The 26,115-nt window shown below is 52.5% G+C and carries 26 protein-coding genes; 14 read left to right on the top strand and 12 right to left on the bottom strand.

The window, feature by feature from the left end; genetic code table 11:
• Window positions 1-6: 6 nt before the first annotated feature.
• Window positions 7-1,677 (bottom strand): energy-dependent translational throttle protein EttA, encoded by a 1,671-nt coding sequence (gene ettA, locus Ga0123461_RS03980; protein WP_100277139.1) that lies wholly within the window; start codon window positions 1,675-1,677, stop codon window positions 7-9.
• 255 nt (window positions 1,678-1,932) lie between these two features.
• Here ettA and Ga0123461_RS03975 point away from each other — a divergent pair, with 255 nt between their 5' ends.
• A complete protein-coding gene (locus Ga0123461_RS03975; RefSeq protein ID WP_100278671.1) occupies window positions 1,933-2,664 on the top strand; it encodes an SDR family NAD(P)-dependent oxidoreductase in 732 nt (243 codons plus the stop codon).
• A 27-nt stretch (window positions 2,665-2,691) separates the two neighbouring features.
• Here Ga0123461_RS03975 and Ga0123461_RS03970 read toward each other — a convergent pair whose 3' ends face one another.
• Window positions 2,692-5,823: a response regulator gene (locus Ga0123461_RS03970; RefSeq protein WP_100277138.1), complete on the bottom strand. Its 3,132-nt coding sequence runs from the start codon at window positions 5,821-5,823 to the stop codon at window positions 2,692-2,694.
• Window positions 5,824-5,971: 148 nt separating this feature from the next.
• Between Ga0123461_RS03970 and Ga0123461_RS03965 the strand changes: the two genes are divergently transcribed.
• From Ga0123461_RS03965 to Ga0123461_RS03955, 3 genes are read left to right on the top strand one after another with little or no spacing between them, the layout of a single operon-like run.
• Window positions 5,972-6,913 carry a dihydroorotate dehydrogenase gene (locus Ga0123461_RS03965; protein WP_100277137.1) on the top strand — a complete coding sequence of 314 codons (942 nt, stop codon included), beginning with the start codon at window positions 5,972-5,974 and terminating at the stop codon, window positions 6,911-6,913.
• Window positions 6,894-7,640 carry a thermonuclease family protein gene (locus Ga0123461_RS03960; RefSeq protein WP_100277136.1) on the top strand — a complete coding sequence of 249 codons (747 nt, stop codon included), beginning with the start codon at window positions 6,894-6,896 and terminating at the stop codon, window positions 7,638-7,640. Before Ga0123461_RS03965 ends, Ga0123461_RS03960 begins: the two co-directional genes overlap by 20 nt.
• Window positions 7,641-7,692: 52 nt before the next feature.
• The gene (locus tag Ga0123461_RS03955; protein WP_232710353.1) at window positions 7,693-9,147 is read left to right on the top strand and encodes a M48 family metalloprotease; all 1,455 of its coding nucleotides are present in this window, start codon (window positions 7,693-7,695) and stop codon (window positions 9,145-9,147) included.
• An 8-nt stretch (window positions 9,148-9,155) separates the two neighbouring features.
• Here the strand turns inward: Ga0123461_RS03955 and Ga0123461_RS03950 are convergent, their stop codons facing one another.
• Genes Ga0123461_RS03950 through Ga0123461_RS03935 form a run of 4 tightly spaced genes read right to left on the bottom strand, consistent with a single transcriptional unit; the run spans window position 9,156 to window position 11,742 of the window.
• On the bottom strand, window positions 9,156-9,779 hold the full coding sequence (locus Ga0123461_RS03950; RefSeq protein ID WP_100277134.1) for an alpha/beta hydrolase: 624 nt from the start codon (window positions 9,777-9,779) through the stop codon (window positions 9,156-9,158).
• Entirely contained in the window at window positions 9,776-10,120 is a 345-nt protein-coding gene (locus tag Ga0123461_RS03945) for an ArsC family reductase (protein ID WP_232710351.1), read from the bottom strand. The genes Ga0123461_RS03950 and Ga0123461_RS03945 overlap by 4 nt, the downstream gene beginning before the upstream one ends.
• Window positions 10,121-10,164: 44 nt before the next feature.
• Window positions 10,165-10,827 carry a PAS domain S-box protein gene (locus tag Ga0123461_RS03940; RefSeq protein ID WP_157819214.1) on the bottom strand — a complete coding sequence of 221 codons (663 nt, stop codon included), beginning with the start codon at window positions 10,825-10,827 and terminating at the stop codon, window positions 10,165-10,167.
• Between the two features lie 12 nt (window positions 10,828-10,839).
• Entirely contained in the window at window positions 10,840-11,742 is a 903-nt protein-coding gene (locus Ga0123461_RS03935) for a RibD family protein (RefSeq protein ID WP_232710349.1), read from the bottom strand.
• Between the two features lie 15 nt (window positions 11,743-11,757).
• Here Ga0123461_RS03935 and Ga0123461_RS03930 point away from each other — a divergent pair, with 15 nt between their 5' ends.
• The 6 genes from Ga0123461_RS03930 (at window position 11,758) to Ga0123461_RS03905 (ending at window position 14,564) form a co-directional block, all read left to right on the top strand.
• Window positions 11,758-12,003 carry a DUF6868 family protein gene (locus Ga0123461_RS03930; protein ID WP_100277131.1) on the top strand — a complete coding sequence of 82 codons (246 nt, stop codon included), beginning with the start codon at window positions 11,758-11,760 and terminating at the stop codon, window positions 12,001-12,003.
• 10 nt (window positions 12,004-12,013) lie between these two features.
• The gene (locus Ga0123461_RS03925) at window positions 12,014-12,427 is read left to right on the top strand and encodes a secondary thiamine-phosphate synthase enzyme YjbQ (protein WP_100278669.1); all 414 of its coding nucleotides are present in this window, start codon (window positions 12,014-12,016) and stop codon (window positions 12,425-12,427) included.
• On the top strand, window positions 12,414-12,803 hold the full coding sequence (locus tag Ga0123461_RS03920; protein ID WP_100277130.1) for a YkvA family protein: 390 nt from the start codon (window positions 12,414-12,416) through the stop codon (window positions 12,801-12,803). The genes Ga0123461_RS03925 and Ga0123461_RS03920 overlap by 14 nt, the downstream gene beginning before the upstream one ends.
• 36 nt (window positions 12,804-12,839) lie before the next feature.
• Entirely contained in the window at window positions 12,840-13,601 is a 762-nt protein-coding gene (locus tag Ga0123461_RS03915) for a DUF4197 domain-containing protein (protein ID WP_232710345.1), read from the top strand.
• Between the two features lie 191 nt (window positions 13,602-13,792).
• A complete protein-coding gene (locus Ga0123461_RS03910) occupies window positions 13,793-14,155 on the top strand; it encodes a PilZ domain-containing protein (RefSeq protein ID WP_100277129.1) in 363 nt (120 codons plus the stop codon).
• Between the two features lie 76 nt (window positions 14,156-14,231).
• Window positions 14,232-14,564, top strand: coding sequence for a hypothetical protein (locus Ga0123461_RS03905; protein ID WP_100277128.1), 333 nt, complete (start codon window positions 14,232-14,234; stop codon window positions 14,562-14,564).
• 32 nt (window positions 14,565-14,596) lie between these two features.
• Here the strand turns inward: Ga0123461_RS03905 and Ga0123461_RS03900 are convergent, their stop codons facing one another.
• Both Ga0123461_RS03900 and Ga0123461_RS03895 read right to left on the bottom strand, forming a co-directional pair.
• Window positions 14,597-15,196 carry a transglycosylase SLT domain-containing protein gene (locus tag Ga0123461_RS03900; protein ID WP_100277127.1) on the bottom strand — a complete coding sequence of 200 codons (600 nt, stop codon included), beginning with the start codon at window positions 15,194-15,196 and terminating at the stop codon, window positions 14,597-14,599.
• Between the two features lie 2 nt (window positions 15,197-15,198).
• A complete protein-coding gene (locus tag Ga0123461_RS03895) occupies window positions 15,199-19,008 on the bottom strand; it encodes a DUF3683 domain-containing protein (protein ID WP_100278667.1) in 3,810 nt (1,269 codons plus the stop codon).
• A 186-nt stretch (window positions 19,009-19,194) separates the two neighbouring features.
• On the opposite strand from Ga0123461_RS03895, the gene Ga0123461_RS03890 reads away from it, so the two are divergent.
• On the top strand, window positions 19,195-19,392 hold the full coding sequence (locus Ga0123461_RS03890; protein WP_100277126.1) for a hypothetical protein: 198 nt from the start codon (window positions 19,195-19,197) through the stop codon (window positions 19,390-19,392).
• A 104-nt stretch (window positions 19,393-19,496) separates the two neighbouring features.
• Here the strand turns inward: Ga0123461_RS03890 and ppk2 are convergent, their stop codons facing one another.
• From ppk2 to rpsT, 3 genes are all read right to left on the bottom strand, one after another.
• Window positions 19,497-20,303, bottom strand: coding sequence for a polyphosphate kinase 2 (ppk2, locus tag Ga0123461_RS03885; RefSeq protein ID WP_100277125.1), 807 nt, complete (start codon window positions 20,301-20,303; stop codon window positions 19,497-19,499).
• A gap of 86 nt (window positions 20,304-20,389) precedes the next feature.
• Window positions 20,390-21,022 (bottom strand): NAD(P)-dependent oxidoreductase, encoded by a 633-nt coding sequence (locus Ga0123461_RS03880; RefSeq protein ID WP_100277124.1) that lies wholly within the window; start codon window positions 21,020-21,022, stop codon window positions 20,390-20,392.
• Between the two features lie 109 nt (window positions 21,023-21,131).
• Window positions 21,132-21,395 (bottom strand): 30S ribosomal protein S20, encoded by a 264-nt coding sequence (gene rpsT, locus Ga0123461_RS03875; RefSeq protein ID WP_100277123.1) that lies wholly within the window; start codon window positions 21,393-21,395, stop codon window positions 21,132-21,134.
• A 182-nt stretch (window positions 21,396-21,577) separates the two neighbouring features.
• Here rpsT and Ga0123461_RS03870 point away from each other — a divergent pair, with 182 nt between their 5' ends.
• From Ga0123461_RS03870 to Ga0123461_RS03860, 3 genes are all read left to right on the top strand, one after another.
• On the top strand, window positions 21,578-22,021 hold the full coding sequence (locus Ga0123461_RS03870; protein WP_100277122.1) for a CBS domain-containing protein: 444 nt from the start codon (window positions 21,578-21,580) through the stop codon (window positions 22,019-22,021).
• Window positions 22,022-22,094: 73 nt separating this feature from the next.
• Window positions 22,095-23,591, top strand: coding sequence for a bifunctional aminoglycoside phosphotransferase/ATP-binding protein (locus Ga0123461_RS03865; protein ID WP_100277121.1), 1,497 nt, complete (start codon window positions 22,095-22,097; stop codon window positions 23,589-23,591).
• Window positions 23,592-23,872: 281 nt separating this feature from the next.
• Window positions 23,873-24,817, top strand: a complete 945-nt coding sequence (locus Ga0123461_RS03860) for a serine hydrolase (RefSeq protein WP_100277120.1) — start codon at window positions 23,873-23,875, stop codon at window positions 24,815-24,817.
• A 47-nt stretch (window positions 24,818-24,864) separates the two neighbouring features.
• Here Ga0123461_RS03860 and Ga0123461_RS03855 read toward each other — a convergent pair whose 3' ends face one another.
• Window positions 24,865-26,097, bottom strand: coding sequence for an Npt1/Npt2 family nucleotide transporter (locus Ga0123461_RS03855; RefSeq protein ID WP_100277119.1), 1,233 nt, complete (start codon window positions 26,095-26,097; stop codon window positions 24,865-24,867).
• Window positions 26,098-26,115: the final 18 nt, after the last annotated feature.

The raw sequence follows: 26,115 nt of genomic DNA, 5'->3' as shown, positions 1-26,115 counted from the left end.
TGCTCCTTAGACCAGCTTCTTATATTTCATACGGTGCGGCTGAGTTGCATCTTCACCGAGCCGCTTCTTCTTATCCGCCTCATACTCTTCGAAGTTGCCCTCAAACCACTCAACATGGCCTTCGCCCTCAAAGGCGAGCATGTGGGTGGCGACACGGTCGAGGAACCAGCGGTCATGCGAGATGACAATGGCGCAACCTGCGAAATCGAGCAGCGCCTCTTCTAGCGCACGCAGGGTTTCAACATCAAGGTCATTGGTCGGCTCATCGAGCATCAACACATTGCCGCCCTCTTTGAGCATCTTGGCCAGATGGACGCGATTGCGCTCACCACCGGAGAGCAGACCGATCTTCTTCTGCTGATCGCCGCCCTTGAAGTTAAAGCGACCACAATAGGCGCGACTCGAAACCTCAACCCTGCCCAGATACATCGAATCAGTGCCGCCGGAGATCTCTTCCCAAACGGTTTTGCTGTCATCAAGCGAATCACGCGACTGATCGACATAGGAGGCTTTAACGGTTTCACCAACAATCAGCTCACCGGAATCGGGGTTCTCCTGACCTGTAAGCATGCGAAACAGGGTTGTTTTACCGGCGCCATTGGCACCGATGATGCCCACAATACCACCGCGTGGCAGGTCAAAGTTCAGGTTTTCCACCAGTAGGCGATCTCCGAAACCTTTACTGACATTTACGGCCTTGAACACGATATCACCCAGTCGCTCACCCGATGGAATAAAGATCTGCTTGGTGGCGTTGCGTTCCTGAGTTTCACGACTTGAGAGATCATCAAAAGCTTTCAGACGCGCCTTGGACTTGGCATGGCGACCCTTGGTGCCGGCACGCACCCACTCCAGCTCATGCTTCATCGCCTTCTGGCGTGATGACTCCTGCTTCTCCTCTACCGCCAGACGCTTCTCTTTCTGCTCCAGCCATCCTGAGTAGTTACCCTCAAACGGAATACCGCGACCGCGATCCAGTTCCAGAATCCAGCCGGCCACATTATCGAGGAAGTAACGGTCATGGGTGACCGCTACAACAGTACCAGGATAGTCGTGCAGGAAGCGCTCCAGCCACGCCACAGATTCTGCATCAAGATGGTTGGTCGGCTCATCGAGCAGCAGCATATCGGGATTGGAGAGCAGCAGCTTGCAGAGTGCGACACGGCGACGCTCACCACCGGAGAGCTTGGTCACATCCGCATCCCACTCAGGCAGACGCAGGGCATCAGCAGCGACATCAAGCTTGCGATCAAGGTTATGCCCGTCACCGGCCTCGATAAAGGCCTCCAGCTTCGCCTGCTTGGCTGCAATGGCATCAAAATCGGCATCGGGATCGGCATAAGCAGCATAAACAGCATCAAGCTCGGCCAGCGCATCCTTCATCGGCTGCACTGCCTCCTCGACGTTACCGCGCACATCCTTGGCCGGATCAAGTTCAGGTTCCTGGGAGAGGTAACCGATACGAATGCCGGGAGCCGGACGTGCTTCACCGAGGATTTCGGTATCCAGACCCGCCATGATTTTCAGCAGTGTCGATTTACCGGAACCATTGAGACCCAGTACACCGATTTTGGCACCGGGCAGAAAGGAGAGGTAGATGTCCTTGAGGATCTCCTTCTTATTGGCAACAACCTTGCCAACGCCCTGCATGGAATAGATATACTGATAATCGGCCATTATGAATCTCCGGGTGAAATAGTCTGCGCAGGATATGGGGAAAGCAGAACGATTCAACACCCTTCTTCCCTCAAGGAGGTTTAGATCCGCGCTCCAGTTGCGCAACAAGGTGATTCGTGTTTGCCGCCATTCACCTTGCCGAAATTCACCTGCCCCCTCAGGGGGTGCTCTCTTTCGCCGTGCGAAATTCACCTGATATCCCCTTCCCTTCACGCACTTTGTAGTTAACATCGCCGCCTCGCAGGGGGAATGGGTATGAGTGGAGAGTTCAAAGATCGCATCATTATGGTCACCGGCGCATCCGATGGTATCGGCCAGCAGGTTGCAGCAGCTCTTGGCGAAGCTGGTGCCAGCGTTATTGCACTGGGGCGCAATGAAGATGCGCTACAGCAGACGCAGGAGCGCATTGAAGAGCTTGGCGGACGCTGTCTCTGTATCCCGTTCAACCTGAACGATTTTGATAACTACGGAAAACTATTTCTGGCCCTGAAGGATCAGGTGCCGCATCTCGACGGACTGGTCCACTGCGCCGGTGAGATCGAACGCTGTTCACCGCTGCAGTATGTAAAACCCAAAGATTTCCGCAAAATGCTCGATATCCATCTCACTGCACCGAACCTGTTGACCCAGATCATGTTCCCACTGCTCAAGCGCGCTGAATCGGCCTCTGTGATCTTCACCACCTGCGATATGGTTGATGAGGACAAGGCCAACTGGCACGCCTATGGCATGGCCAAGCGGGCGCTCGCCTATGCCGCTTCCATGTGGCAGATGGAACATCCTGAGAAACCGTACCGTTTCAATACCCTTAATCCCGGTCGTGTGCGCACCAAACTGTTCAAGCGCACCTACGGTGGCGAGCACCCGGAGATGGTGCCAACAGCAAGCAGTGTGACTCCCGCTTACCTCTACCTTTTGTCAGATGATTCCAAAGATGTTCGTGGCCAGACCCTGCACGCCCGCGACCTGCTCGAAACAAAACAGTAGGTCTTGACAGGCGGAGGAGAGCTCAGGTCAGGCGGCTCTGATCGCCTGTTCGATACCTTCCAGCAGCAATAGAGCCGCATCAAAGTCATAGGCGTCCAGATATTTCTTGATACGGGGAAGTTTCGCTGCAATGGATGAACCGGCGAGCGCTGCCTCAAGTTCATCCAAAAGATCAACCGCATCACCGTTATAGTCCTCCAGCAGCAGACGCATGCGTCCAGCCACCTCTGCTGCATGCTCGCGGTCAAACTCACCACTGGGCTCAACCACAACCTCTTCCGCAACGACCTCTTGCTTCTCTTCAATCCAGCCGCGAATAGAGGCAATCACCTCAGAAAGCCTGCTTTCAGCCGCCTTTTCATCATCCGCTTTAATTTCAACGCCATCGCGCACAAGCTGCTCCAATCTGGATGCCTCATCATGCAGCCCTTTGGCGCCAATGTTTCCGGCTACACTTTTAAGTGAATGCAATAACCTCTCAGCCATTTTGGTGCCGCCATTTGCCATGGCCTGGTGCGCCTGCGCGATCACATCCACCTGACTCTCAACAAACTTGCTGAGAATATTTCGATAATGGTTCGGGTCACCGCCAACACGCCTGATTCCATCAGCGACATCGATCCCCTTAAGTTGCGGCAATGTATCAATCTCAATAGCTGGAGCAATCTCTGTTTCACCAAGGCGGAAACTATTGACCCACTTCTCCAGTTTGGCGTAGAGATCCTGCGGGTCTATCGGCTTGGCGATGTGGTCATTCATACCCGCCTCGAAACAGTCACGCACATCAGCTGGTAACACATTCGCGGTCATCGCGATGATCGGCAGCGAGGCGAAAGCCGGGTCGCTGCGAATGATTCGGGTCGCCTCCAGACCATCCATCACCGGCATCTGCATATCCATCAACACGCCATCAAAGCTGTCAGAGCGCACAGCATCAACCGCTTCCTGGCCATTATGCGCGACAACCAGACTAATCCCGACCCGACCCAGAAGTCCTTCGGCCACCATCTGATTGATCGGATTATCCTCTACCAACAGCAGCCTAGCCCCCTGAAGGTGGGCCACTTGACCGGCCATCTCTGCTTTTCCTCGCGCCAGCTCATGATCACTCTCGCCACCATGACCAAACACACCGACGATCGATTCAAGCATTGACGAAGCTGTCACAGGTTTAAGCAGCGTTGCAGCAAACCCTGCCCCTTCTGCATCATCATCGGAGATGCTCTGCCCGTAATTGGCGGTCAAAATGGCAGGCGGAAGAACAGCTAGCTTTGCCGCCTTGCGGATCAGGGCCAGGCTATCAAGGCCCTTCATCTCAGCCAGGGTCCAGTCCACGATCAACAGGCCGTACGGATCAGCCGAGGCCAGCTTCAAAGACTTCGCTGCCTCTTTTACCGTCGAAACCTGTTCCGATCTCATGCCGAAGCTTTCGATAAAACGGGCCAGAATAATCTTGGAGGTCGGATTATCATCGACAATCAGAATACGCATCCTGTTCAGTGACTCAGGAATCACAACAGCTTGAGAAACACTCTCTGTCGCCGCCTCAAAACGCGCCGTAAAATAGAAACAACTGCCCTTTCCTTCGACACTGTCTAGGCCGATTTCACCATGCATCATCTCAACCAGCTGCTTGCTGATGGCGAGGCCAAGACCTGTTCCACCATAGCGTCGGGTGATTGAGCTATCGGCCTGAGTAAATGCCTGAAACAGGCGTAACTTCTGCTCCTCGCTCAGGCCGATACCAGTATCAGTTACCGTGAAGCGGATCAGGTGACCGTCGTCATAGGGAACCTGCACCCGGGCACTTACAATAACCTGCCCCTCTTCAGTAAATTTGACCGCGTTGTTGACCAGGTTCAGAAGCACCTGTCCAAGTCGGTGTGGGTCACCATTTAAACGCGGCATATTGGGTGGGAAGTCGATCAGAAAATCGAGTCCTTTTTCACTGGCCCGCACACCACCGATACTGGCGAGATTGTGCATCACCTCATCCATCTCGAAATCGATCCGGTCCAACTCCATTTTATGCGCTTCAATCTTGGAGAAATCGAGAATGTCGTTGATAATCGATAGCAGAACCCCGGATGCTTCTAGCGTCTTGGTCAGGTAATTGCGTTGCTGTTTGTCGGTCTCACGATCCAGTGTCAGGTGGGTCAGGCCAATCACAGCATTCATCGGTGTGCGTATCTCATGACTCATGTTGGCCAGAAACTCACTCTTCGCCTGCATGGCAGCGATCGCCCTGTCACGCGCCTCGGCCAGTTCACGGGTTCGGTTCTCCACCTGCTCTTCCAGCGTATGGCTGTGATCTTCAAGCTGTGCGTAGGAGTCGCGCAGACCTGCCGCCATATCTTCAAGCGATGCTACAAGCACACCGATCTCATCCTCTGTGCGAATACTGACATGCGGGGTAGCTCTGAAATCACCTTCTGCGAGCGCATGCGAGAAGCGAACCAGCTCCTGAATCGGTCGTGTCCACATGCCCGCCAGAAAATAGACCACAATGCCTCCGACAACCAGGAACAGAAGTGCCGTCAGTGTTGCCTGCAACAGCATGTGGTTCATCTCCTCCGCCACATAAGCTTCCGACTGCTCCAGCGCCAGATTCAACTCACCCAGAGAGAAGCCAAGTCGCAACACACCCCACTGCTGCTCATCCACCTGAATCGGAACAACCGACTCCATAAAAGCCAGATCCTCCACCTTAAAATCATGTTTGAACCTCTGCTGCTGACTGACTGCAAACTCGGAAATATGGCCACGAAGAATCTCTCTTCTCAATTCACTGCTTAGGTTGGTACCGTAAGCGATGCGCGGCTGATCCCCCTGCATCAGAATTACATATTTAAGGTCGTCGATATCGCGGACCACCTCGCGGACATACTGGTTGGCCAGTGACAGTCGGTGGGTAGACACAAGGTTCTGCAGGTGACTGGACATCTGCTCAGATGCCCGGTCTGCCTTTTTGGTCATCTGTTCTTTGAGGAAAGCGCTGTGGGCATTGAGATTCTTTTTCAGGGCTGCCTTCTGGCTGGTTACCTGCAACACCGTCAAAAGGGTTACGATCGCCACAATCATGCCGACCATCGCCACCATCAACTTCCAGCGGATCCCCTTTCGAATCGAAGGCTTACTCACCAACTCTGCTTCATTCATTGATAACCCTTTATAGCCGCATTTCTATCCGACAAATTAGATGCGTATCATTATCACCTGTCTATAACAATTCTATGGGAAGCATCACAAACAAGCCAAGCATAAAAACGGTGTAGGCGCAAACGGACGATCCGGTTATCATTGCCCTATGTCGAATTCACCTGATCTTTCCGCTTCATTTGCCGGCCTTACACTTCAAACCCCGCTTGTCCTGCTCTCCGGCTGCGTGGGCTTCGGCGATGAGTACACTCGTGTTGAGGGGTGGGACAACCGCAACATCGGTGCTGTCATCCTCAAGGGTACAACGGTTGAGCCACGCATGGGCAACAACCCGCACCGCGTTTATGAAACACCTTCCGGGATGCTCAATGCAATCGGCCTGCAGAACCCGGGTGCCCGCTACGTGGTGGAGAACATCCTGCCTGACCTTCCGCATGATGAGACCCAGTTCTGGGCCAACGCCAACGGCACCTCCCCTGAGGAGTATGCCGAGGTGGCTCGCATCTTTGATGACTCTCCGGTCACGGCAATCGAGATCAATATCTCCTGCCCCAATGTGAAGGCTGGAGGCGTTCATTTCGGCAACGATCCCCGCATGGCGGCCCGCGTAGTTGAGGCGATGCGCCCAATGACGAAAAAGCCGCTGATTACAAAGCTATCCCCCAACAGCGCGGATATTGCTGAAACAGCACGACTGGTTATCGAGGCGGGCAGTGATGGCCTCTCTGTGATCAATACACTGGTCGGCATGGCTGTTGATATCGAACGTCGCACACCAATCATCGATAACATATCAGGGGGTCTTTCAGGGCCATGTATCAAACCGGTGGCACTGTGGAAGATTCACCAGACGCGGGCCATTGCAGCCAGACACAATGTTCCGATTCTCGGCCAGGGCGGTATCACCAATGCCAAAGATGCCATTGAATTTGCCGTTGTCGGCTCCGATGCCATCGGTATCGGTACAGGGCTGTTCTATGATCCACTGATGTGCGGCAAACTTCTCGATGGCCTCTCCGATTACCTCAAGCGCCATGAACTGAGCTCCTATTCGGAGCTCGTCGGTACCCTTGTCACGAAAAACGGTTAATCTCGCACTAGCCGCCCTGCTGCTGCTTACAGTCAGCGGGGCGCAGGCTGGAACCCTATCCGTTGTTGGTCACTCCCGCTGGGTACATGCAGGCAAGGTATTTGACGGTGACACCTTCCGCACCACTGCAGGTGAAAAGGTGCGCCTGCTCGGCATCAACACGCCGGAGGTGGCGCATGACAAAGAGCCGGGACAACCCTTTGGTACAGAAGCAAAAAGAAGGCTTGAACAACTGATAGCGGGAAAAATGATCCGCCTGCAGCTGGACCGGGACAACAAAGATGATTACGGACGCACCCTCGCACAGCTCTATTTAAGGGATGGCAGCTGGATCAATGAGCAGCTGGTACAAGAGGGGCTGGCACTGGCTTACACCTTTGCCCCGAACTTCCAGTGGGCAAACAGGCTTTTAATAGCCGAGGCAGAAGCCCGCATGGCCAGACGCGGCATCTGGAATGCCGAACCCTTCCGGGTACTGGAAGCCGGCAGTGTCACAGCCCGGCATATCGGCCAGTTCCGGCTGGTTCGTGGAGAGATCAAGGCAGATGGGCCATGGCGATTCCAGCTGGGAAAACTGACCGTGACCATCCCGCGCAGCGCCCGGAAGTGGTTCCATGCATCGCAACTTCCTCAGCATGGTCAAAGCGTGGTTGTGCGCGGCCGAATCAGGACATCCACAAAGGGAGGGCTTTTTCTCGCATTGCACTCGCCATACGATCTGGAATAAACTGGCGCCTGTCCTGCTCTTTACAGGCTTTCTCGAAACCGGAGGTTCATGCGTGAAATTTCCTTATATAGTTCTGATTTCTCTAATAATCCTGCTCTCCGGCTGCGCCACAAACCCTGCCACAGGCAAGCAGGATTTCGTCATGATCTCGGAGGAGGAGGAGCTGGCGATCGGCAAACAGGTGTTTGCCGAGATGAGCAAGAGCATCGTCCTGCTGCCCGAGGATGATCCACTGGCACGCTATGTCGACTCAGTCGGACAGAGGGTTGCAGCCACGGCCGATCGCAAGGATCTCTTTTTCCGTTTCTATGTCGTTGATGACGACACCATCAATGCATTCGCTCTGCCCGGCGGTTATATCTGTATACATCGTGGCCTGGTCAACCACATGAACAATGAAGCGGAGCTGGCCGCTGTACTCGGCCACGAGGCGGGCCACGTCACAGCACGCCATTCCGTACAGCAGATATCCAAGGCCCGCGCCTATCAGACAGGCATGGCTATCACCTCGATCTTTATACCCATCCCACAGGCTGCAGGCATGCTCGGCGATGTCATGGCCACAGCTATTTTGAAGGGTTACGGTCGCGATGCGGAACTGCAATCAGATGAGCTCTCCATCCGCTATCTGACACAGGCTGGCTATGACCCCAGCGCAACCATCGGCATTCTGAAAACATTGAAGCGACTGGATGATATTGACACGAAAGAGAGGATAGACGCCGGTGAGAAGGTCGAGAAATACCACGGTGCTTTCGCCTCTCACCCGGAAACATCCAAGCGAATCGAAGAAGCTATTGCCAAGGCTACAGCACTCCAGAGACGCTCAGGCATGGTCAACAGGGAAGCCTTACTGGCAGCAATTGATGGCTATGCTTATGGTGACAGTGCTGAACAGGGCGCCGTTGTCGGTCGCCGGTTCCTGCATCCTGAGCTGGGCATTCAGCTTGCCTTTCCGAAAGAGTGGGTGATTACCAACTCACCGCAGGCACTGACGGCACGCGTCAGACAGCAGAAGGTCTATTTTATGCTCACCATGAACGAAATGCAGAAACGGATGAGTGCCGAAGAAGTTGTTAAAAAGATGTTTACCGACAGGCACATTCTCAAGCTGGAGAGTGGTGTGCGCAGTGGCATGCCTTATGCGCATGGTCAGGTCAGGCAGTCTGCCCCCAATGTCAGTGAAGCCATGATCGACGCCCATGTCTTTCTTGATGGTAGAAAGGCTTACATGCTCACCATGTGGAGCCATCGTGATCAGTTCAACAAATATGTCAGCCAGTTCAGCCAGATTGCCAACAGCTTCCGTAGCTATGACAAAGTCCGGGACGGTGATATTCCGCGCATCACGCTGTACAAATGGCAGGCAGGAGACTCATGGCAAAAACTGGCTGCGCAAAGAAACAATATTCTTGGCCGATTTACCGCCAACAGGCTGGCTGCGCTTAATGGCATGGGCATCGATGAAAAGCCTGCGCCCGGCACATTAATCAAAAACGTAAAATAAGCCGCGAACTACTGGCTGCCAAAAACATCCTTCAGCAACGCGCTGGCCATCTGCTCCATGTGATTGGGAAAGAAGTGGCCTGCCCCTTCAATGGCATGGAAATGGATATGCGGCTTCTCTTTCACGCTGGATCGTACCCTGGTAAATGGAACAATCTCGTCCTCGGTTCCGGAGATAACCGTTATCGGCCTTGTTTCGCCGCGCATGAATGCAAAGGGCCAGAGGTTCACAGCTGGGGCCACGGCAAACATGTGTGATACCCGGCTATCCGTTCTGGCTGCCTGCAGCCCTGCATAACAACCGAACGAGAACCCGGCCAGCCATAGCGGATCATATGGGTGCATCTGGTGCATCCACTCCAGCACCGCCCTTGCATCATCGGCCTCACCCCTGCCCTCATCCCACTGCCCTTCAGATTCGTCCACACCGCGATAGTTGAAACGCAGCACAGAGCATCCCTTCTCCTCAAAAGCACGCCCCATCCAGTAGACCACCTTGTTGCGCATCGTGCCGCCGAATTGCGGATGCGGATGGCAGATTACCACCGCAGGCTTCTCTTCCTCACCGGCATGATAGAGTCCCTGCAGTCCCCCTGCAGGCCCCGGAATAGTGACCTTCTGATGCTGACTCAAGCGAACAGTTCGGCGTAAGCCTGCTCAGAGAAACCCACCTCGACGCGCCCGCCTGTCATCAGAACCGGGCGTTTGATCATTGAGGGGTTAACTGTCATCAGTTCGATGGCTCGCGCTTGATCAATATCCAACTTATCCTCATCCGGCAATTTTCTCCAGGTCAGGCCTCGCCTGTTGAGCAGCACCTCCCAGCCAACCATTTCAACCCACACTGCAAGCAGCTCGGCATCAATACCCTCTTTTTTATAATCATGAAACCTGTAGGCCACAGCATGTGCATCCAGCCACCGGCGTGCCTTTTTCATGGTGTCGCAATTGGGTATGCCGTAGAGATCACACATCTGCATGCTCCTGAGAAGAATAAAACAACGAGGCTATGGAGGAATCAGTCACTCTGTTCGCGGATGAATGCGAAAAACTCCAGTGCACCCTCCGTATTGAGCGGGGTAATCACCATCTCGATAGCGAACTCAAAACCGTCGCGATGCAGCCCCATAGTCCGCATTGGTTTGTAAAGGATTGGGCCAATATTGGTAGCTTTGTAGTGCTGAAATCCACGGTGATGATCCTCGCGCAGCCGTTCAGGAACGATCGTGTCGAGCGGCTCACCAATGACCTTGTGTCTTGGCCAGCCGAACAGGATTTCGGCACTGCGGTTCCACTCAATAATGGTTCCGTTTGCATCTGCACTGACATAGGCATCGTAACTGCGATCGATAATCTCCTGCAGGCGCTCACCCTTTTTCTGCAACTCCTCCCGCAGTCGATGCTCCTGAACAAAACCGCGCTGTGCAAAGAAACCGAACCCGATCAGTACTGCGGAAATCAGAACCCTCATCCATATTTCATCCGGATCAGCACTAAGCAGGTTATCGAGAAAACTTTCATCGCCGAACAGAAAAACATGGAGCAGTGCCTCAGCGGGCCAGAACAGCACCGCCATAAGAATCCCCAACCCACTAAAGCCTATCCGTTGCAGCATCAACCCTCCAAGCCAGGCCTGCCAGTCGACAGGCTGAACGGGCCTTCCATGGCCCGGTTTTGGCAATATGAACCTCTGTTACCCCTGTTGCAATGCATACTGCGCAAAAAACTGTGCATTTGAGGCATTCCGATCCAGATAGAGTGAGCGCAGATGCATCTCCACAGCCCCCCCGATATCCCCACCAAGAATGGTGTCAAAACCTGCGCCGCCAATCAACCTTAAACGGGTTGTGAGAAACAGAAGGTTAAGTACCCGGTCGGCAATCAGGGTGCGATGCACCAGGGGGCCGGCTATCATGTAGGCGCTGCGGTAGCCCAAAGCGATCAAAACTGCTTTCAGTGCCGCGCCGGATACCTCGGGGCCATCCATCACAAACAGTTCAGCCCCGGCAGCCTCAAGCCGGTCCACCTTCGAAGCCTCAGCATGTTTTCCAGTGAAAATAAGGATTCGCCGCCCCTTGAGCACTGCTAGTGAGCCCACAGGAATATCGAGACTGTTGGAGATGATAACCACATCGGGCTGCGCCTTAAGCCCCTCTGACTCTCGCCAGCCGTTCAGGTCTGCATATGCCGGCTCCTGCCCCACCGGCAACAGATCCTGAGCCTGGCCTTTAGCAAGCTGCCTGAAGTAGCGAGCCGAGGTGATCATCACATCACTTTGTGCCGCCAACTCCTGATAGAGCCGCCAGTCGCGCCCGTTGATAATAGCTTCTGGCACCTGGGACTCACCCGAATGATCAAGGGTCAGTGAGATGCGTCCGTCTAAACTACTGATGTAGTTCGAGTAGATCAGCAGGTCACCGTCCTCAGCCTGTCGATGCAGATTCAGTCCGAGATAGAGGCCTTCAAGGGGTCGCTCCTCCCCTCCGGTCGGAAACAGGGACAACACTGTCATGATAGCAGGCCCGTCCGGGCAGTTACTGGAGAGAATAAAACAGACATAGAATGATAGACTATAATAATAAAGAAGGTTGTTCACAACGGAGGTGCTCCCATGACAGTTGAAATGCTTCGTGATCTCCTTTTCTGGTCCGCAGTTATCCATATGGGGTTGCTGCTCTGGTGGGTTGCCTTCTTCATCTTCGCCCGCAGCTTCATCTACTCCATGCATACCCGCTGGTTCAAACTCTCGGATGAGCGTTTCGATGCGATACACTATACAGGCATGGCTTTCTACAAAGTCTGCATCTTCGTATTCAGCATCGTCCCCTACTTTGCCTTGCTGATTGTTGCCCCGTAAGCTCATCGCCATGCGTCAGACGATTCAAATTTCCACCGGCAGCCGTGAAGAGCTGGTTGATATCACCCATGAGATTAATCGCATCGTGCATGAGTCCGGCATCCGCAACGGCATTGTTAGCGTCTATGCACAGGGGGCAACATGCGCCATCATGATTCAGGAGAACTGGGATCAGAGTGTGCAAACCGATGTGGTCCACCTGCTGCAGAGGCTTATCCCAAAGGGAGTATGGCAACACGACAAGCAGGATGGCAATGGCGATTCGCACCTGAAATCCGGGCTCGTCGGTCCATCGGAAACCATCCCTCTGATTGACGGTTTGCTCGGCCTCTCCCGCTGGCAGAATATCTTCTTCTGTGAGTTCGATGGACCGCGCTCCTCCCGCTCCATTGTCTGCACCATTATTGAAGATGGCGGTGAGTAACGTCAAAGATCGCCTTCGGCAGTGGGCAGCCACGCTGAAAACCAACCTGCAGGCCCTCTACCTTGCAGCCAAGCATCCCGAGACACCGTGGCTTGCCGCTGCTATTGCTGTAGCCGTTGTCGCCTATGCGCTCAGTCCCATCGACCTGATTCCCGATTTCATTCCCGTCATCGGTTACCTCGATGACCTGCTGATCGTTCCTACAGGCATCTGGCTTGCCATTCACCTGATCCCAGATCCCGTCTGGCAGGCCTGCCGGGAGAAGGCGCTCAAAGATCCATTCACCATGCCGAAAAACAGAACCGCTGCAGCCGTCGTGGTTCTGCTCTGGCTGCTACTCGCACTGCTTCTGTGGCTATGGCTGCGCACTGACTGATCCGCTACGCTTAAACCTTCCTATCAGGAGGACTTCATGACACCACTTCGTATGCTTCAATCCGGCCTGTTTGCCACGACACTACTGTTCGCCACAACAGCCACTGCCGGCTGGATGGATCAGCTCGGCGGCATTCTGGGTGAGGTCAACAATAGTACTCAAGACAGCGACGCTACAACGGCGATAGCAAACCCACTGACCAACACGGATATGGTTGCAGGGCTTAAGGACGCGCTGCGTGTCGGCTCCGAACAGGTGGTCGGGCAACTGAGCAGAACCGACGGTTTTAATGGTGATCCGAAGATTCATATCCCACTGCCTGAGAACATGCAAACCGTGAAGTCAGCCCTCAACGCAGTCGGCATGGGTTATATGATGGAAGATCTGGAATTAAAGCTGAACCGGGCGGCAGAGCTCGCCACCCCCAAAGCCAAGCGCATCTTCGGCGACTCGATCAAGGCGATGACCATCACCGATGCTAAAAACATCCTTAACGGTCCCAACGATGCCGCCACGCAATATTTCAAAGGCAAGATGAGCAGCCCACTGTCGGATGAGATGCGCCCCATCGTGCAGCAGGCGTTGAATGAGGCTGGCGCAGTACAGGCCTACGACTCTGTTATGGGGGAATACGCCACCATGCCATTCGTACCGGATGTAAAGGCCAACCTCACCCAGCATGTGCTCGACTTAGGACTACAGGGTATCTTTCACTACATGGCTGTAGAGGAGGCTGCGATCCGCAAAAACCCAGCCAAGCGTACCACCGAAATCCTGCAGAAGGTTTTCAGCCGCTAATTTCAATTCTTAAAATGAGCGGTTCCAGCCAATCGCGTACACTCAATATTAATTAAAATATGAAAGCCCCGTCACATAATCGATAAAGGTTCCAAGTAGATTATGCTCTTGGAATGCATATGCATGTTTCTGTTTACTGTAGTTATATGAAAAAATGCGTTGGTGTTTCGGTCATTGATGGGAGATCTGTTTTGAATAGTGAGCGACGGAGTGCTGACAGGTACTGTTTTAACCTTGATCTACAGCCGAAAGGTGAGCTTACCCTTTTATTTGGCGAGCAAATATTTGAGGTCTGGAAGTTGGTGAATATTTCACCGTTTGGAACCGGCCTCTCCATTGGTGAACCCATCACCACCGGGAGCAAGGTGACGCTTCGCTATCGCTATGGTGACGATGAGGTCAAGACCTTTGGGACAGTGGCCTGGAGTGAGGCGGAGAACAGTAAAGAAGAGGGAGGAGGCTTCAGGATAGGCGTTTACTTTCATAAGGATAAAACAGCCTTGAATGTGGCCCTCTTCAAAAGACTCACTGATCCATATCTGAAGATTGGATAGTCTGTAACTAAAGGATCGGCAAGAGATACGTACACAGATAAAACATGCATCTCAGGTATCGCATAGGAGGTCTGCCTTGGAGAAAGAACGCCGCAATTGCCTCAGACATAGCTCTGAACTGCAGCCGAAAGGGGAACTTTCCCTGACTATTGATGGACATCCCACCTCTATTCTGGAGGTGCAGAATATCTCACCATTTGGTATGGCCCTTCTGGTTGATGGTCATGTGAACAACGGCCTTGAGGTCGGCCTTCGGTACATTCATGGCACATCCAATATCGAAGTTTTTGGAACAGTAGCATGGAATTCGATAGCTGAATCAGAAAGCCAAGAATCATCAGTGGGCATCTATTTTCGCAAGCAAGATATCTCGTTAAATACAGCGTTTTTCAAGGCTATCACGGCTTAAGTCAGATTTGTGAGGGTCATGGATGACCCGAATCAGAACCAGCTGCCATCATCCAGATCTCCCGCGCACTGTTTCATCTGTGCACTGTAGATCGCCGCTTTACGCTTCACCTTTTTGGCCACGCCAATCAGCCACGGTTTTTTGTTGTAGGTTTTACGCTTCCAGCCGCCATGACCTTCGTGATAGGCGAGATACTGGTTGTAGGCATCCCATTTGGAGATACCGAGTGTCTTGTAACTGTAGTTACCGTACCAGCCGATAAAGTCGGTGGCATCCTCGAAATCATCACGGTCCGCACCCCAGCTGCCAGCCTGATCAATGTACCAGTCCCAGGTGGCGGTTTTTACCTGCGCATAACCGTAGGCATCGGACTTACGACCGAAGGGAATGAAGCCGAGAAGATAGTCCTTGGGGGCTTTGGCTTCGGCACGAAAACGCGACTCCTGCCACATGATCGCCATCTGCACATGCACCGGCACGCCCCATTTCTTGAATGAGTCGTAAGCGTGTTCGTACCAGTCATCCTTCTCTTTGAAGATTGCACAGGCGTTGTCGACATTCTTCGGTGGGCCGCTGGCGCAGGCTGCCAATGAAAACAGGCATGCAATCAGCAACAGCCTTGCTACTGTCATGATTACATCAACACCCTTTCGATGCCACCATTTTTGACCTTCTGAATGAACTCTTTCTGCCACTCCTCGCCGTGCAGATGTTTGACCAGCTCCACAACGATGTAATCGGCTTCCACCCCGGTCACCCCTTCCAGGCGAGAGAGCCCCTGCAGGCATGATGGACATGATGTAAGAATCTTCTGTTCGCCTTCACCGGGCAGCTGTGCCTTGGCAAGCTGCATCTGCTCTTCCTTGCGCATGCGAATCTTGCCGGCAATAGCAGGCTGTGCGACAGCCAGTGTACCCGCCTCACCACAGCAATCTTCAGACTTCACAGCATCCTCTCCCAACAGCATTTCGATAGCCGCCTTGGTTCCGTGCCGCTTGAGTGGGGAGTGGCACGGCACGTGATACATGTATTCCGCACCAGTAACAGATTCGCTTTTCACGCCCTGCTCCATCAGGTATTCATGGATATCAATCAGTGGCGCATCAGGGAAAACCTGCTCCAGCTCATACTTGGTCAACTGATCGTAGCAGGTACCGCAGGAAACAATCACCGCCTCAAAATCGAGATAGGAAAGTGCATTCCTGATACGGTGAAACAGTACCCTGTTATCATAGGAGATTTGATCACCCCGCTCATGATCACCACTGGCAGTGGATGGATAGCCACAGCAGAGATAGGAGGGTGGCAGCACCACATTCACGCCAAGATCAAACAGCATCGCCTGTGTCGCAAGCCCCACCTCTGAAAAGAGGCGCTCTGAACCACAGCCGGGGAAATAGAAGACTGCGCGGCCATTGGACTTGTTAGGATCGCGCAACACAGGAATCATGTTCTTATCACTGGACTCAATACCCAGCTTCTGGCGCGCCGTTCCCGCCTTCAAGGCAGGCAGCGGGCGCTCAATGAAATTAATCACCTGTGCCTGCACACCTTCGAGATTGCGACTGGCAGCAGGCTCCGCCTTCACCAGCCCCCCCATTTTACCCAGGCGGTTAAGCATACGGTGACCGGCATAACCCCAGCGAATCACAGCCTCACGCATAAAACGGACAGCATTGGGATTCTGCAGCGTCAGGAACAGCAGCGACAATTTCGAACCAAGGTTAAAGCGTGCCTGTCCCTTATCCTTGAGCAGTGCGCGCATCTTTTCAGTCACTTCACCGAAATCGATATTCACAGGGCATGGGCTTTCACACTTGTGGCAGATGGTGCAGTGATCAGCGATATCCTGCATGCCTTCGAACTGCTCAAAGGAGATACCTGAACCGGTCTGTGACTCATACAGAAACGCCTCGATCATCGCACCGGAAGCCTGGATCTTGTTGCGCGGGCTATAGAGCATATTTGCACGCGGAAAGTGGGTATTACATACCGGTTTGCACTTGCCGCAGCGCAGGCATGGTGAAATCGCTTCGGAGAGATCGGAGAGGTCAGCCGCCTCCAGTATCATCGACTCCATTTCTAGCAAATTGAAACTCGGGGTGTAGCTCAGGCTCAGGTCGGTATCCGGCATCAGCTTGCCACGATTGAACAGGTGATCGGGATCCACACGTTTCAGATAGTCGGCAGTCTCCTGCAACAGCCCCTTGTCCATGTACTCCAGCTTAGTGATACCGATACCATGTTCACCGGAGATTACACCGCCTAGCTCCACCGCCTTGGCCATCACCTTCTCAACCACCCGGTGTGCCTTTTTCATCATGGAGTAGTCGTTCGAGTTGACCGGAATATTGGTGTGAACATTGCCATCACCGGCATGCATATGGGTTGCTACGACAATACGGCTGGAAAGCGCCTTTTTGTGCGCCTTTTTCACACCCTCAATCAGAAGGTCATGGCCACGCAACATATCACACAGCGGCTTCTCCACCTCCTCGCGATAGGAGATACGCAATGCGGAGCGCTGAATCACCCTGAACAGCGGTTCAGAACGTTTGTACTTAATACCCTCAAGGAAATGAGCAACTTCCCAGGCTGGCTCATCCATGCCTTTGAGCAGGCGGCACCACTTCTCCCGGGTCTCCGAGAGCAGCGTGATGCAGTGATCAAGTTTTTCAGTCAGGTAGGGATCGTCTTCAAGGTTAAGGTCGCTGGTTTCCAAACGATTTCCACTGATACGCGTGCGCGCATCAGCGAGATAGGCTGAGATCGCCTCAATCGCATCCTTCTTGTTGAGAATAGAGTTATCGATATTCAGATGTTCAACGTAATCGTTGTACTCCGACAGTCGATCCAGCGGTATCACCACATCCTCATTCATTTTGAAGGCGCGGGTATGCTTGGCAATGGCAGCCATGCGGCCACGATCACCCCAGAAACGTTTGCGATCGGCCTCGGAGGTGGCCACAAATCCTTCGCCATTACCATGGGAGGTAATGCGACAGATATCTGCACAGGCCTTGCCTACCGCATGCTCATCATCGCCTGAAACATCGATCAACAGTACGACGCGTGGCGCCTCACGACGGGGTGATTTGGAGATATATTCGATCGCTTTGACATATTTCTCGTCAAAATGCTCCAGCCCCTCAAGATGTGCACCTTCCAGCGCATCGACATGATGCTTGATCTTCACCATCGCCTTGGTGGCATCAGAGAGTTCCTGGCCAAAAAATTCGCAGCATACAGTACGGGTCACATCAAAAGCACGGTGCAGCACAAAGGTCGCTTCCACGACAAATCCATCGGTGCCCTCTTTCTGCACACCTGGAAGCCCCCCCATCGCCTTGCGGGTCACATCCTTACCCAATCCCTCTTTACGGAACATGTTGCCTGCAATAACCAGCTTCTCTTCACTGATTTTATGGCCGGAGATCGAATCGGTATGGGTGAGACGGAACTCCACACTCGCCTCGTCGTGCACCTTGCCCATGTTGTGATTGATGCGTTCAACCTCAAGCCAGTTACCCTGAGGTGTTACCATTTTCCAGCTAAGCAGGTTGTCGACACAGGTACCCCAGATCACTGCATGTTTACCACCGGCATTGGATGCGACATTGCCTCCAATGGTGCAGGCCCACAGGCTGGTTGGATCGGTCGCAAACACATGTGGCTGACTGGCCTCCATCACCTTGCCCGTCACAGCACCTGCGCCGGCAGTAATCGTGGCAACCTCGCCTTTATTGCCGATATCTGCTGTTGAAATCGGGCTGATCTGATCCAGTTTTTCAACGTTGATGATCACGGCATTATTGGAAAGCGGTACAGAACCGCCACACAGACCGGTGCCGCCACCACGCGGAATCACGACCAGTTCAAGCTCGGCAGTGGCGCGAATCAGCCCCGGCAGCTCCTCAGCGGAATTCGGGGTTACAACACAGAATGGTGCATGATGGCGCCAGTCGGTCGCATCGGTCGCATGATGGGCCAGTGTATAGGCATCAAAATGGACATTGTTGGGATGCGTATGCTTTGCAAATGCCTTGCGTGCCTTTTTACGACGGGCCGGTTCGTTATCAAACCAGCCATAAAAATCTTCCAGCATACGGCTGGTACAGGCTGCCATTTTCTGGGCGCGCGGGTTATCCGATGCGCCTTCGGTAATACGGGCCAGGCGATCGTAGTGACGGCGAAACATCTGCTGGCGTCGCTTCTGGTTATGAAGCAGGTCATTGCGGAGAAATACATTGCGCTCAACCACCCAAAGATCACCGAGAATCTCAAACAGCATACGCGCTGAACGACCGGTACGACGCTGGGTGCGCAGTACATTCATATCATCCCAAGCATCTTCGCCCAAAAAGCGAATAACAATTTCCCGGTCTGAATATGAGGTGTAGTTGTAAGGTATCTCGCGGATATTCTCGGACAAACAGATCTCCATGTTTTCGGCGTTCGCTGCGATGCGCACGCAGCATAATGATCATAAGAGATGAATAAAACCTTAATTCACAATAACAGCGTGCTTGTTACAACCTTCGTCGTTGATTATGCCCCGCCTTTGGCCGGGTGTTCATTAACAACAGAGGCCGCTAACATAGCGCACATACACTTCTCTGGAGACTTAGATATGGAAAAAAACACCCGTGTCATGGATATTATAATTTTCGGAACCTGCCTGTTCATAGCTCTGTTGCTGTTCGAGTACAGGGCTGAAGTGAATTCAAACGTGCGCTGGGCAGTTACCATTCCGCTCGTAGTAATCGGCCTCTTCTTTGGCTTCCGTGCAGCCAATCCCGATATTGTTCGCGGTCAAAAAGAGGATTGATTGAATCTGACAGCGGCACAAAGCAACGCTGTAAAGACAAACCAGGGGCTGATATCGGCATCGATCACACAAGCCGGTATACAGCCCCCTTTATCAGTCAGGCGTTAAAACTTCTCTGGAACAAATGTCTGTGAATCGATAGCCGGGCGCTTGTAGTCACCCTGCTGTTTGCGCGGCGGCAGTGCCACCGGTGCCGGCATAATATCCTTATAAGGAATCGAATCCAGAATATGGGTTAAGCAGTTCAGGCGAGCGCGCTTCTTAACATCGGCATCCACCACAGACCACGGTGCTTCGGGAATATCGGTATAGAAAAACATCTCATCCTTGGCCTTGGAGTACTCCACCCAGCGGTTGCGTGACTCTAGATCCATCGGACTAAGCTTCCAGTGTTTGGTGGCATGAGTTGCCCGCCTCTGGAAACGGCGCTCCTGCTCCTCATCGCTGACCGAAAACCAGTATTTCAGCAGTACAATACCCGAGCGAACAATCATGCGCTCAAACTCCGGGCAGGTGCGCATGAATTCCCGGTATTCGGAATCCGTGCAAAAATCCATAACACGCTCTACACCGGCACGGTTGTACCAACTACGGTCAAAAACCGCTATTTCGCCGGCAGCAGGGAAATGCTGTACATAACGCTGAAAATACCACTGTGTTTTTTCACGGTCAGAGGGGGCCGGAAGTGCCACCACATTACAGCCACGTGGATTCAAAGGCTCAAGCAGGCGCTTGATCGTACCACCCTTACCGGCCGCATCGCGCCCCTCAAAGATGATGATAACGCGCAACCCCTTCTCTTTGATCCAGTACTGCCACTTCACCAGCTTGACATAGATATCAGCCAGCGCCTTTTCATATTCGGCATTGGACATTTTCTTCACTTCACTCTTCTTCTTTGCTTCACTCATTTCCTTCTTCCCTTATCGTCTTTTCATTCACGGGACATGATACCACTTCAATAGCGAATACCAACCATCACCTACGTCGTCAAAGGCTAGTAGGTCAGCAATGGTGTCTGATGGATATATTGCGGATCTTCAAGCTCAGCCAGCATAAAGTGAGCGACATCGGCACGGGAAATCTTGCCCGCTTTAATACCCGTCAGGTCAGTTAATACCCGGTATTTTCCTGTAGAGACTGTTCGGGTCAGAAGCGCTGGCCGTATAATAGTCCAGTCACGGTCGCTCAATCTTATCAGCTCCTCCTGACGATTTTTATCGTCGTAAACATATTTAAGCAGTACAGGTCTGGTCACTTTGTCGTAAAAGAAGCCGCCGTGACCTTCACTGTCCCCTGCCCCGATACCTGTGACGGCCAGTAGTCGTTTGACACCAGCTTTCTCCATGCCGCCCAGAACGTTTCTGGTCCCATCAGAGAAGAGCTTGATCGGCTTGCTTGTCGGGACCATGCCAACCGTAATGCAGACCGCATCCTGACCGACGCATGCCCCCTCCACGATATTTCGGTTCATGATATCACCCTGACGAACTTTAAGTCTTTTGTGCGGATGGCCATCAAAAACGGACTTGTCGCGCATGAGTGCTGTAACATGGTGACCTGCATCAATTGCCTGCTTGACCAGCTCCAAACCGATACCACGCGATGCGCCGATAATCAGGATATTCATCACTCCCCCTCCAGACCGGATTCCAATCACTCGCATCCTACATATTTAAGCACAAAAAAAAGCCCGCCGGACCAAAGTCAGACGGGCTTTTAAAAATCGGAAAATTAAATCAGGCGATCGACTTTACACGTGCATTCAAACGTGAAACGCGACGGGAAGCCTGGCTTGCGTGAATCTGATTCTTACGACCGGCACGATCGAGTAGTGAGGTAGCCTGACGCAGCGCTGCTGATGCAGTCTCTTTGTCACCGGCTTCTACAGCGGCCAACACCTGTTTGATAACAGTGCGCATAGTAGATTTCTGCGTGCGGTTCTGCAGACGTTTTTTCTGATCCTGACGTGCACGTTTGAGTGCTGATGCATGGTTTGCCACGTTTTCTTGCTCCTTGCAGCCTCTCAACTGCCATTGATATGGGCGCGGAACGATAACGATTCACATTGGCCTGTCAACAGATTCCTGACAGATAAAGCGGGTGCACAAAAATATAATTAGGTCTATGCTCGGCACTGTAATGCACTCGCATTATCTAAGTTTTGATTTGTTTAGGGGGAATCATGAAAGTTTCAGATGTAATGTCACATGGATGCCTGACATGCCAGGCAGACGACACACTGCATGATGCAACGCGTAAAATGGTAATGCGCCGCTGTGGCTCATTGCCTGTTGTCGATGATGCGAACAAACTGATCGGCATTGTCACTATCCGCGACACAATGTTGCCGCTCTATCCGAATTTCGGTGAATATATCCACGATGCGAAAACCGGACGCGACTTCGAAGACATGGAAGAAAACTACAAACGTGTAATGTGCATGAAAATCAGGGATGTAATGACGCCTGATCCGATGACCGTCGCCTCAGACACCCCGGTTCTGAAAGCAGCGTCCTTTATGGGATTGAAGAACCTGCGCCGTATTCCTGTAGTCGATGACGGCGAACTGGTCGGCATGATCAGCATCGGCGACATCAATCGTGGCATGTTCATCCAGAACGGTTGAACCATTGCTGCTGGCAAGTTTTCAGGCTCCGGTTAATACCGGGGCCTGTTTTCTTTGAAGAGCACTGTTAAGCATGGCATCACTTCCTGCACATATCCGATCCTTTTTCGACCCTGAGACCTACCCGCACCCGGCAGAAAGGATAGAGATGATCCAGACCCATATCTCATGGGTATTTCTGGCTGGCGATTACGCTTACAAACTCAAAAAGCCGGTTGATTTCGGTTTTCTCGACTTCACCACGCTTGCCAAGCGAAAACACTTCTGCGAACGCGAACTGGAACTCAACCAGAGAACTTCGCCAGAGATCTATCTGGGGGTTCTTCCTGTGTGTGCAAGTGGCACAACCTTCGCCCTTGGCGGCAGTGGTAATATCGTTGATTACTGTCTTAAAATGCACCGCTTTTCACAGTCCAACCTTCTCGATCGCAGACTGAAAGCCTGCAATTTCGATGACTCATGGATGGATAGCCTGGCTGCCGATTGTGCCAGATTCCATAAAAGTTCAGAACCCAACCGGGAGATCAACCATATCTCTCTCCTGAAGGGCCATATCGAGACCAACCTTGAGGTTGCATCAAAGCATGCGAGCAGCGGCTTGAACCGACAAACAATTATAGCCCTGTCTGAGTTTGCAGCAGCCGAACTTCCGCGACTGCGCCCACTTCTTGAAGAGCGGCAGCAGATGGGACACATTCGCCACTGTCACGGCGACCTGCACCTGAAGAACATCACCCTGATTGATGGCCACCCGCACCTCTTTGACTGCATCGAATTCAATGACGACTTCAGCACCATCGATACGATGAACGATGTCGCTTTTCTGATCATGGATTGTGATGCGCACCTCCGGCCTGAACTCGGCATGCGTTTTCTCTCTCGCTACCTTGAGTTTTCGGGTGACTACAATGGCTTGAGACTTCTGCCACTTTACCTCTTCTACCGTGCATCGGTACGTGGCAAGGTGGCCTGTCTTCTGGCCGATGAACTGGAAGGGAAAGAGTGCGAGCTACAGCTTTTAGAAGCGGGCAAGTATTTTGACCTGGCTCTCAGCTACAGCAAAAAACGCAGCAACTGTCTGTTTGCTATTGGCGGACTCTCCGGCAGTGGAAAAAGTCATCTGGCCCTGCTGGGGTGTGGTATCGAGTCTGCAGTGGTTATCCGCAGTGATGCTACCCGCAAGCGCATCGCCCTTTCATACCCTGAGCTGGAGCTGTATGGCCGCGAGATGCATACCAACACATACAAAGCCGTGTTCGATGCCGCCAGGGTAGCCCTCAGTGCAGGCTTCTCAGTAATCCTTGATGCCACCTTCATCCACCCTGACTCCCGCAGCCAGCTCAAAGCAGTGGCAGATAGCTGCCACACCCCACTCCACTTTTTCTGGCTCGATATCGATGAATCGATACTTAGGGAAAGGATCAGCCAACGTGAGAGCGCCGCAAACGACATCTCCGATGCAGATCTGCGTGTTCTGGAGCTGCAACTGGCCGAATACCGTCGACCTGAAGAACCCTGGATTCAGTTCCTGTCCTCAAACAGCAGCTGGCCAGAACACAACACTTCTTGAAGTTACAGCGCAGTTAAAAAAAAGAGATTCGCCTATTAAATTAGCTTCTATCAAACTAGGAATTCGGACAGCTATTCTCTGAACAGCTGTTTAAACTTTGCCTCTCTGCAAGGTTTCAAAATCGTAAGCGCGATCACTTCTTTAAGTTTGGAGACGTGTGAGAGTGTGCGTCAAATAGGCACACTTTGTGAAAAAGGCCCTATTCTTGCTGTGCTATTAGTTATTGCCAAATCACAATGCACAAATATTATGCAGGCGCTTAAGTTTAAAGGAGGCAAGCAATGACATCGAAAATTCTGCTCAGTTTATGCTGTAGCCTGATGATTGCGATGCCCTGCTCTGCCGCCGCTGCTGATCTCTCAACCCCTCTGATTCGCCAGCAAGCCAGCCCTGATCTGCAGCAGAGGCTCGAACAGCGCATCAAACAGCTCCACCTGAGTAAAGCCACCCGACAAAAACGCCTGTCTGTCACACTTGTGGATGTTACTGATCCATCTGCACCAGTCATGGCGCAGATCAATGGCGATGAAATGATGTATGCCGCCAGCCTGCCAAAAATTGCCATCCTGCTAGCAGCTTTCGAACGTATTGCCGAGGGCAAGATGGCGCTCAATGATGATACGCGCCAGACAATGACAAATATGATCCGCCACTCCTCCAACGCGGCAGCCACAACCATGATTAGGGCAGTGGGCAAGGATTATATCAATCAGGTTCTGTCATCTCCCAAATACCGTCTTTATGACAAACAACACAATGGCGGCCTCTGGGTCGGTAAGGAGTATGCTGGTAGCAAAGCCTTCCATCGTGATCCGCTACACAATCTTTCCCACGGTGCAACAGCTCTGCAAGTCGCAAGGTTCTATTATATGCTGGAAACCGGCCGCCTCGTTTCACCCGACTCTTCACAGGAAATGAAAACCATCATGTCCAAGCCGGGCATCAATCATAAATTCGTGAAAGGGCTGATGACGGATTATCCTGAGGTAGAGATGTACAGAAAATCAGGAAGCTGGCGCAACTACCATGCCGACAGTGCCCTGATCGAACATAATGGACGCCGTTATATCGCAGTTGCACTGGCCAATGATCCGAAAGGTGGCGAATGGATGGCTCGCTTGATCCACGAAATGGACGACATTATTTTTAAACATGCCGGCTTTGCATCAGCTGATGCTGCTGCACCGCAGATCGCGGCTGCAGATACCCACAAACGGTTAATGTAGCCACTGCTATAATTTTATCGAAAGCTTGAGAAGCTGCCGGACTGTTTTCAGTCCCTCTTCAACACTCTCTCTGCATGTTCCCTGCGTAACATCACCAGTGCCACGCCCCAGATCACACAAACCAGCAGAACCAGCCAACTCAGGTCCGAGCTGGGAAGCCACTGCGTTAAGATCAGAATCAGAAGTGAGCCCAATATCCTGAATAACCGGTATCCAAACATGTCGATCCAGGCTTTGGCTTGAAAAATAAGCTGTGGATTAACAGAGGCATAGAGGAGCTCTTTTGAGGCACGGTTAATGGAATAAGAGAGTCCGCGATCGGCAATCTTGAGTGCGGCTCCGGCTGCAAGGCCAGAAGAAGAGAGGTAGAACAGTGAACTGATGGCTACTGCAAGCGGTTGCGCTGTCAGACCCGCAATCACGCCCATCCATCGATGTACCAGCGGCACGAGAAGTAGATTGATGGCGATAGCAACCACCCCTAACAGGCTAAAAAAATCGCCGAGATAGGCAGTCCGCTCTTCCCGGCCGGAAATAGCCGCTTCAATGACTGTCATGAATTGATACTCCACCAACGGCTCAACCACCTGTGCCAGAAGCACAATCACTGCAATCAGTTTAAGGTATCGGTGGGCAAGGATTGCACGCCAACTGCCTTCCTCGACACGCCTTTCATCCCCCTCTCCACGCTCCGATCTGTAGAGGCCGGTACGATACATCACCAGCGTAAGTGCGATGAGCCCCAGCAGAATGGCCGCAGCAACCAGTAAAAGATCAACGCTCTGCAAACTGGTGTGCCTGATGAAGGCACCTGTAGCCAACCCTCCGGCAACACCCCCGACAAGCCCGCCGGTTGCAATATAAGCGTACCAGCGCTTCCCCTCTTCTTCCGAGTAGACGGTGTTGGTAATGCTCCAGAACTGCTCCACCAGAACCACACTGAGAATATCGACAAAGATAAAGAATGCGAAAGCTGTGATCTGTGCAGGTTGAATCAGCAGTAGGCGAAAGAAAACCAGCAACACTGTAATAATAAGCACAGTGCTAATGACCACATGCAATCGTGAAAAGCGTGCAACTAGGCGGTAGTAGAAAGAGACAATAAGGCCAAGAACCAGAGCCGTAGCCATCCAGACGTAGGGTAGATATTCACTGCCCACTGCCTCCAGAAAGATTGAACGACTGACCGGCTTCAGGTGGTAAAGTGCTGCAATGATCAGGAAAAAGTTCGTAAACAACAGGGCGCAGCGAAGCAGTGGCCGATAGTGATACTTTGACATGATAAACGATTATGGCCT

Source organism: Mariprofundus aestuarium (assembly GCF_002795805.1).
GTDB classification, from domain to species: domain Bacteria; phylum Pseudomonadota; class Zetaproteobacteria; order Mariprofundales; family Mariprofundaceae; genus Mariprofundus; species Mariprofundus aestuarium.
The sequence above is the reverse complement of the archived record's forward strand: the minus strand, read 5'-3'. Positions and strand labels throughout refer to the sequence as shown.

Coding starts and splice junctions, on each gene's coding strand:
- ettA (WP_100277139.1), bottom strand. CDS start 1,677: ATGGCCGATTATCAGTATATCTATTCCATGCAGGGCGTTGGCAAGGTT.
- Ga0123461_RS03975 (WP_100278671.1), top strand. CDS start 1,933: ATGAGTGGAGAGTTCAAAGATCGCATCATTATGGTCACCGGCGCATCC.
- Ga0123461_RS03970 (WP_100277138.1), bottom strand. CDS start 5,823: ATGAATGAAGCAGAGTTGGTGAGTAAGCCTTCGATTCGAAAGGGGATC.
- Ga0123461_RS03965 (WP_100277137.1), top strand. CDS start 5,972: ATGTCGAATTCACCTGATCTTTCCGCTTCATTTGCCGGCCTTACACTT.
- Ga0123461_RS03945 (WP_232710351.1), bottom strand. CDS start 10,120: ATGTGTGATCTCTACGGCATACCCAATTGCGACACCATGAAAAAGGCA.
- Ga0123461_RS03930 (WP_100277131.1), top strand. CDS start 11,758: ATGACAGTTGAAATGCTTCGTGATCTCCTTTTCTGGTCCGCAGTTATC.
- Ga0123461_RS03925 (WP_100278669.1), top strand. CDS start 12,014: ATGCGTCAGACGATTCAAATTTCCACCGGCAGCCGTGAAGAGCTGGTT.
- Ga0123461_RS03920 (WP_100277130.1), top strand. CDS start 12,414: ATGGCGGTGAGTAACGTCAAAGATCGCCTTCGGCAGTGGGCAGCCACG.
- Ga0123461_RS03915 (WP_232710345.1), top strand. CDS start 12,840: ATGACACCACTTCGTATGCTTCAATCCGGCCTGTTTGCCACGACACTA.
- Ga0123461_RS03900 (WP_100277127.1), bottom strand. CDS start 15,196: ATGACAGTAGCAAGGCTGTTGCTGATTGCATGCCTGTTTTCATTGGCA.
- Ga0123461_RS03895 (WP_100278667.1), bottom strand. CDS start 19,008: ATGGAGATCTGTTTGTCCGAGAATATCCGCGAGATACCTTACAACTAC.
- Ga0123461_RS03890 (WP_100277126.1), top strand. CDS start 19,195: ATGGAAAAAAACACCCGTGTCATGGATATTATAATTTTCGGAACCTGC.
- ppk2 (WP_100277125.1), bottom strand. CDS start 20,303: ATGAGTGAAGCAAAGAAGAAGAGTGAAGTGAAGAAAATGTCCAATGCC.
- Ga0123461_RS03880 (WP_100277124.1), bottom strand. CDS start 21,022: ATGAATATCCTGATTATCGGCGCATCGCGTGGTATCGGTTTGGAGCTG.
- Ga0123461_RS03870 (WP_100277122.1), top strand. CDS start 21,578: ATGAAAGTTTCAGATGTAATGTCACATGGATGCCTGACATGCCAGGCA.
- Ga0123461_RS03865 (WP_100277121.1), top strand. CDS start 22,095: ATGGCATCACTTCCTGCACATATCCGATCCTTTTTCGACCCTGAGACC.
- Ga0123461_RS03860 (WP_100277120.1), top strand. CDS start 23,873: ATGACATCGAAAATTCTGCTCAGTTTATGCTGTAGCCTGATGATTGCG.
- Ga0123461_RS03855 (WP_100277119.1), bottom strand. CDS start 26,097: ATGTCAAAGTATCACTATCGGCCACTGCTTCGCTGCGCCCTGTTGTTT.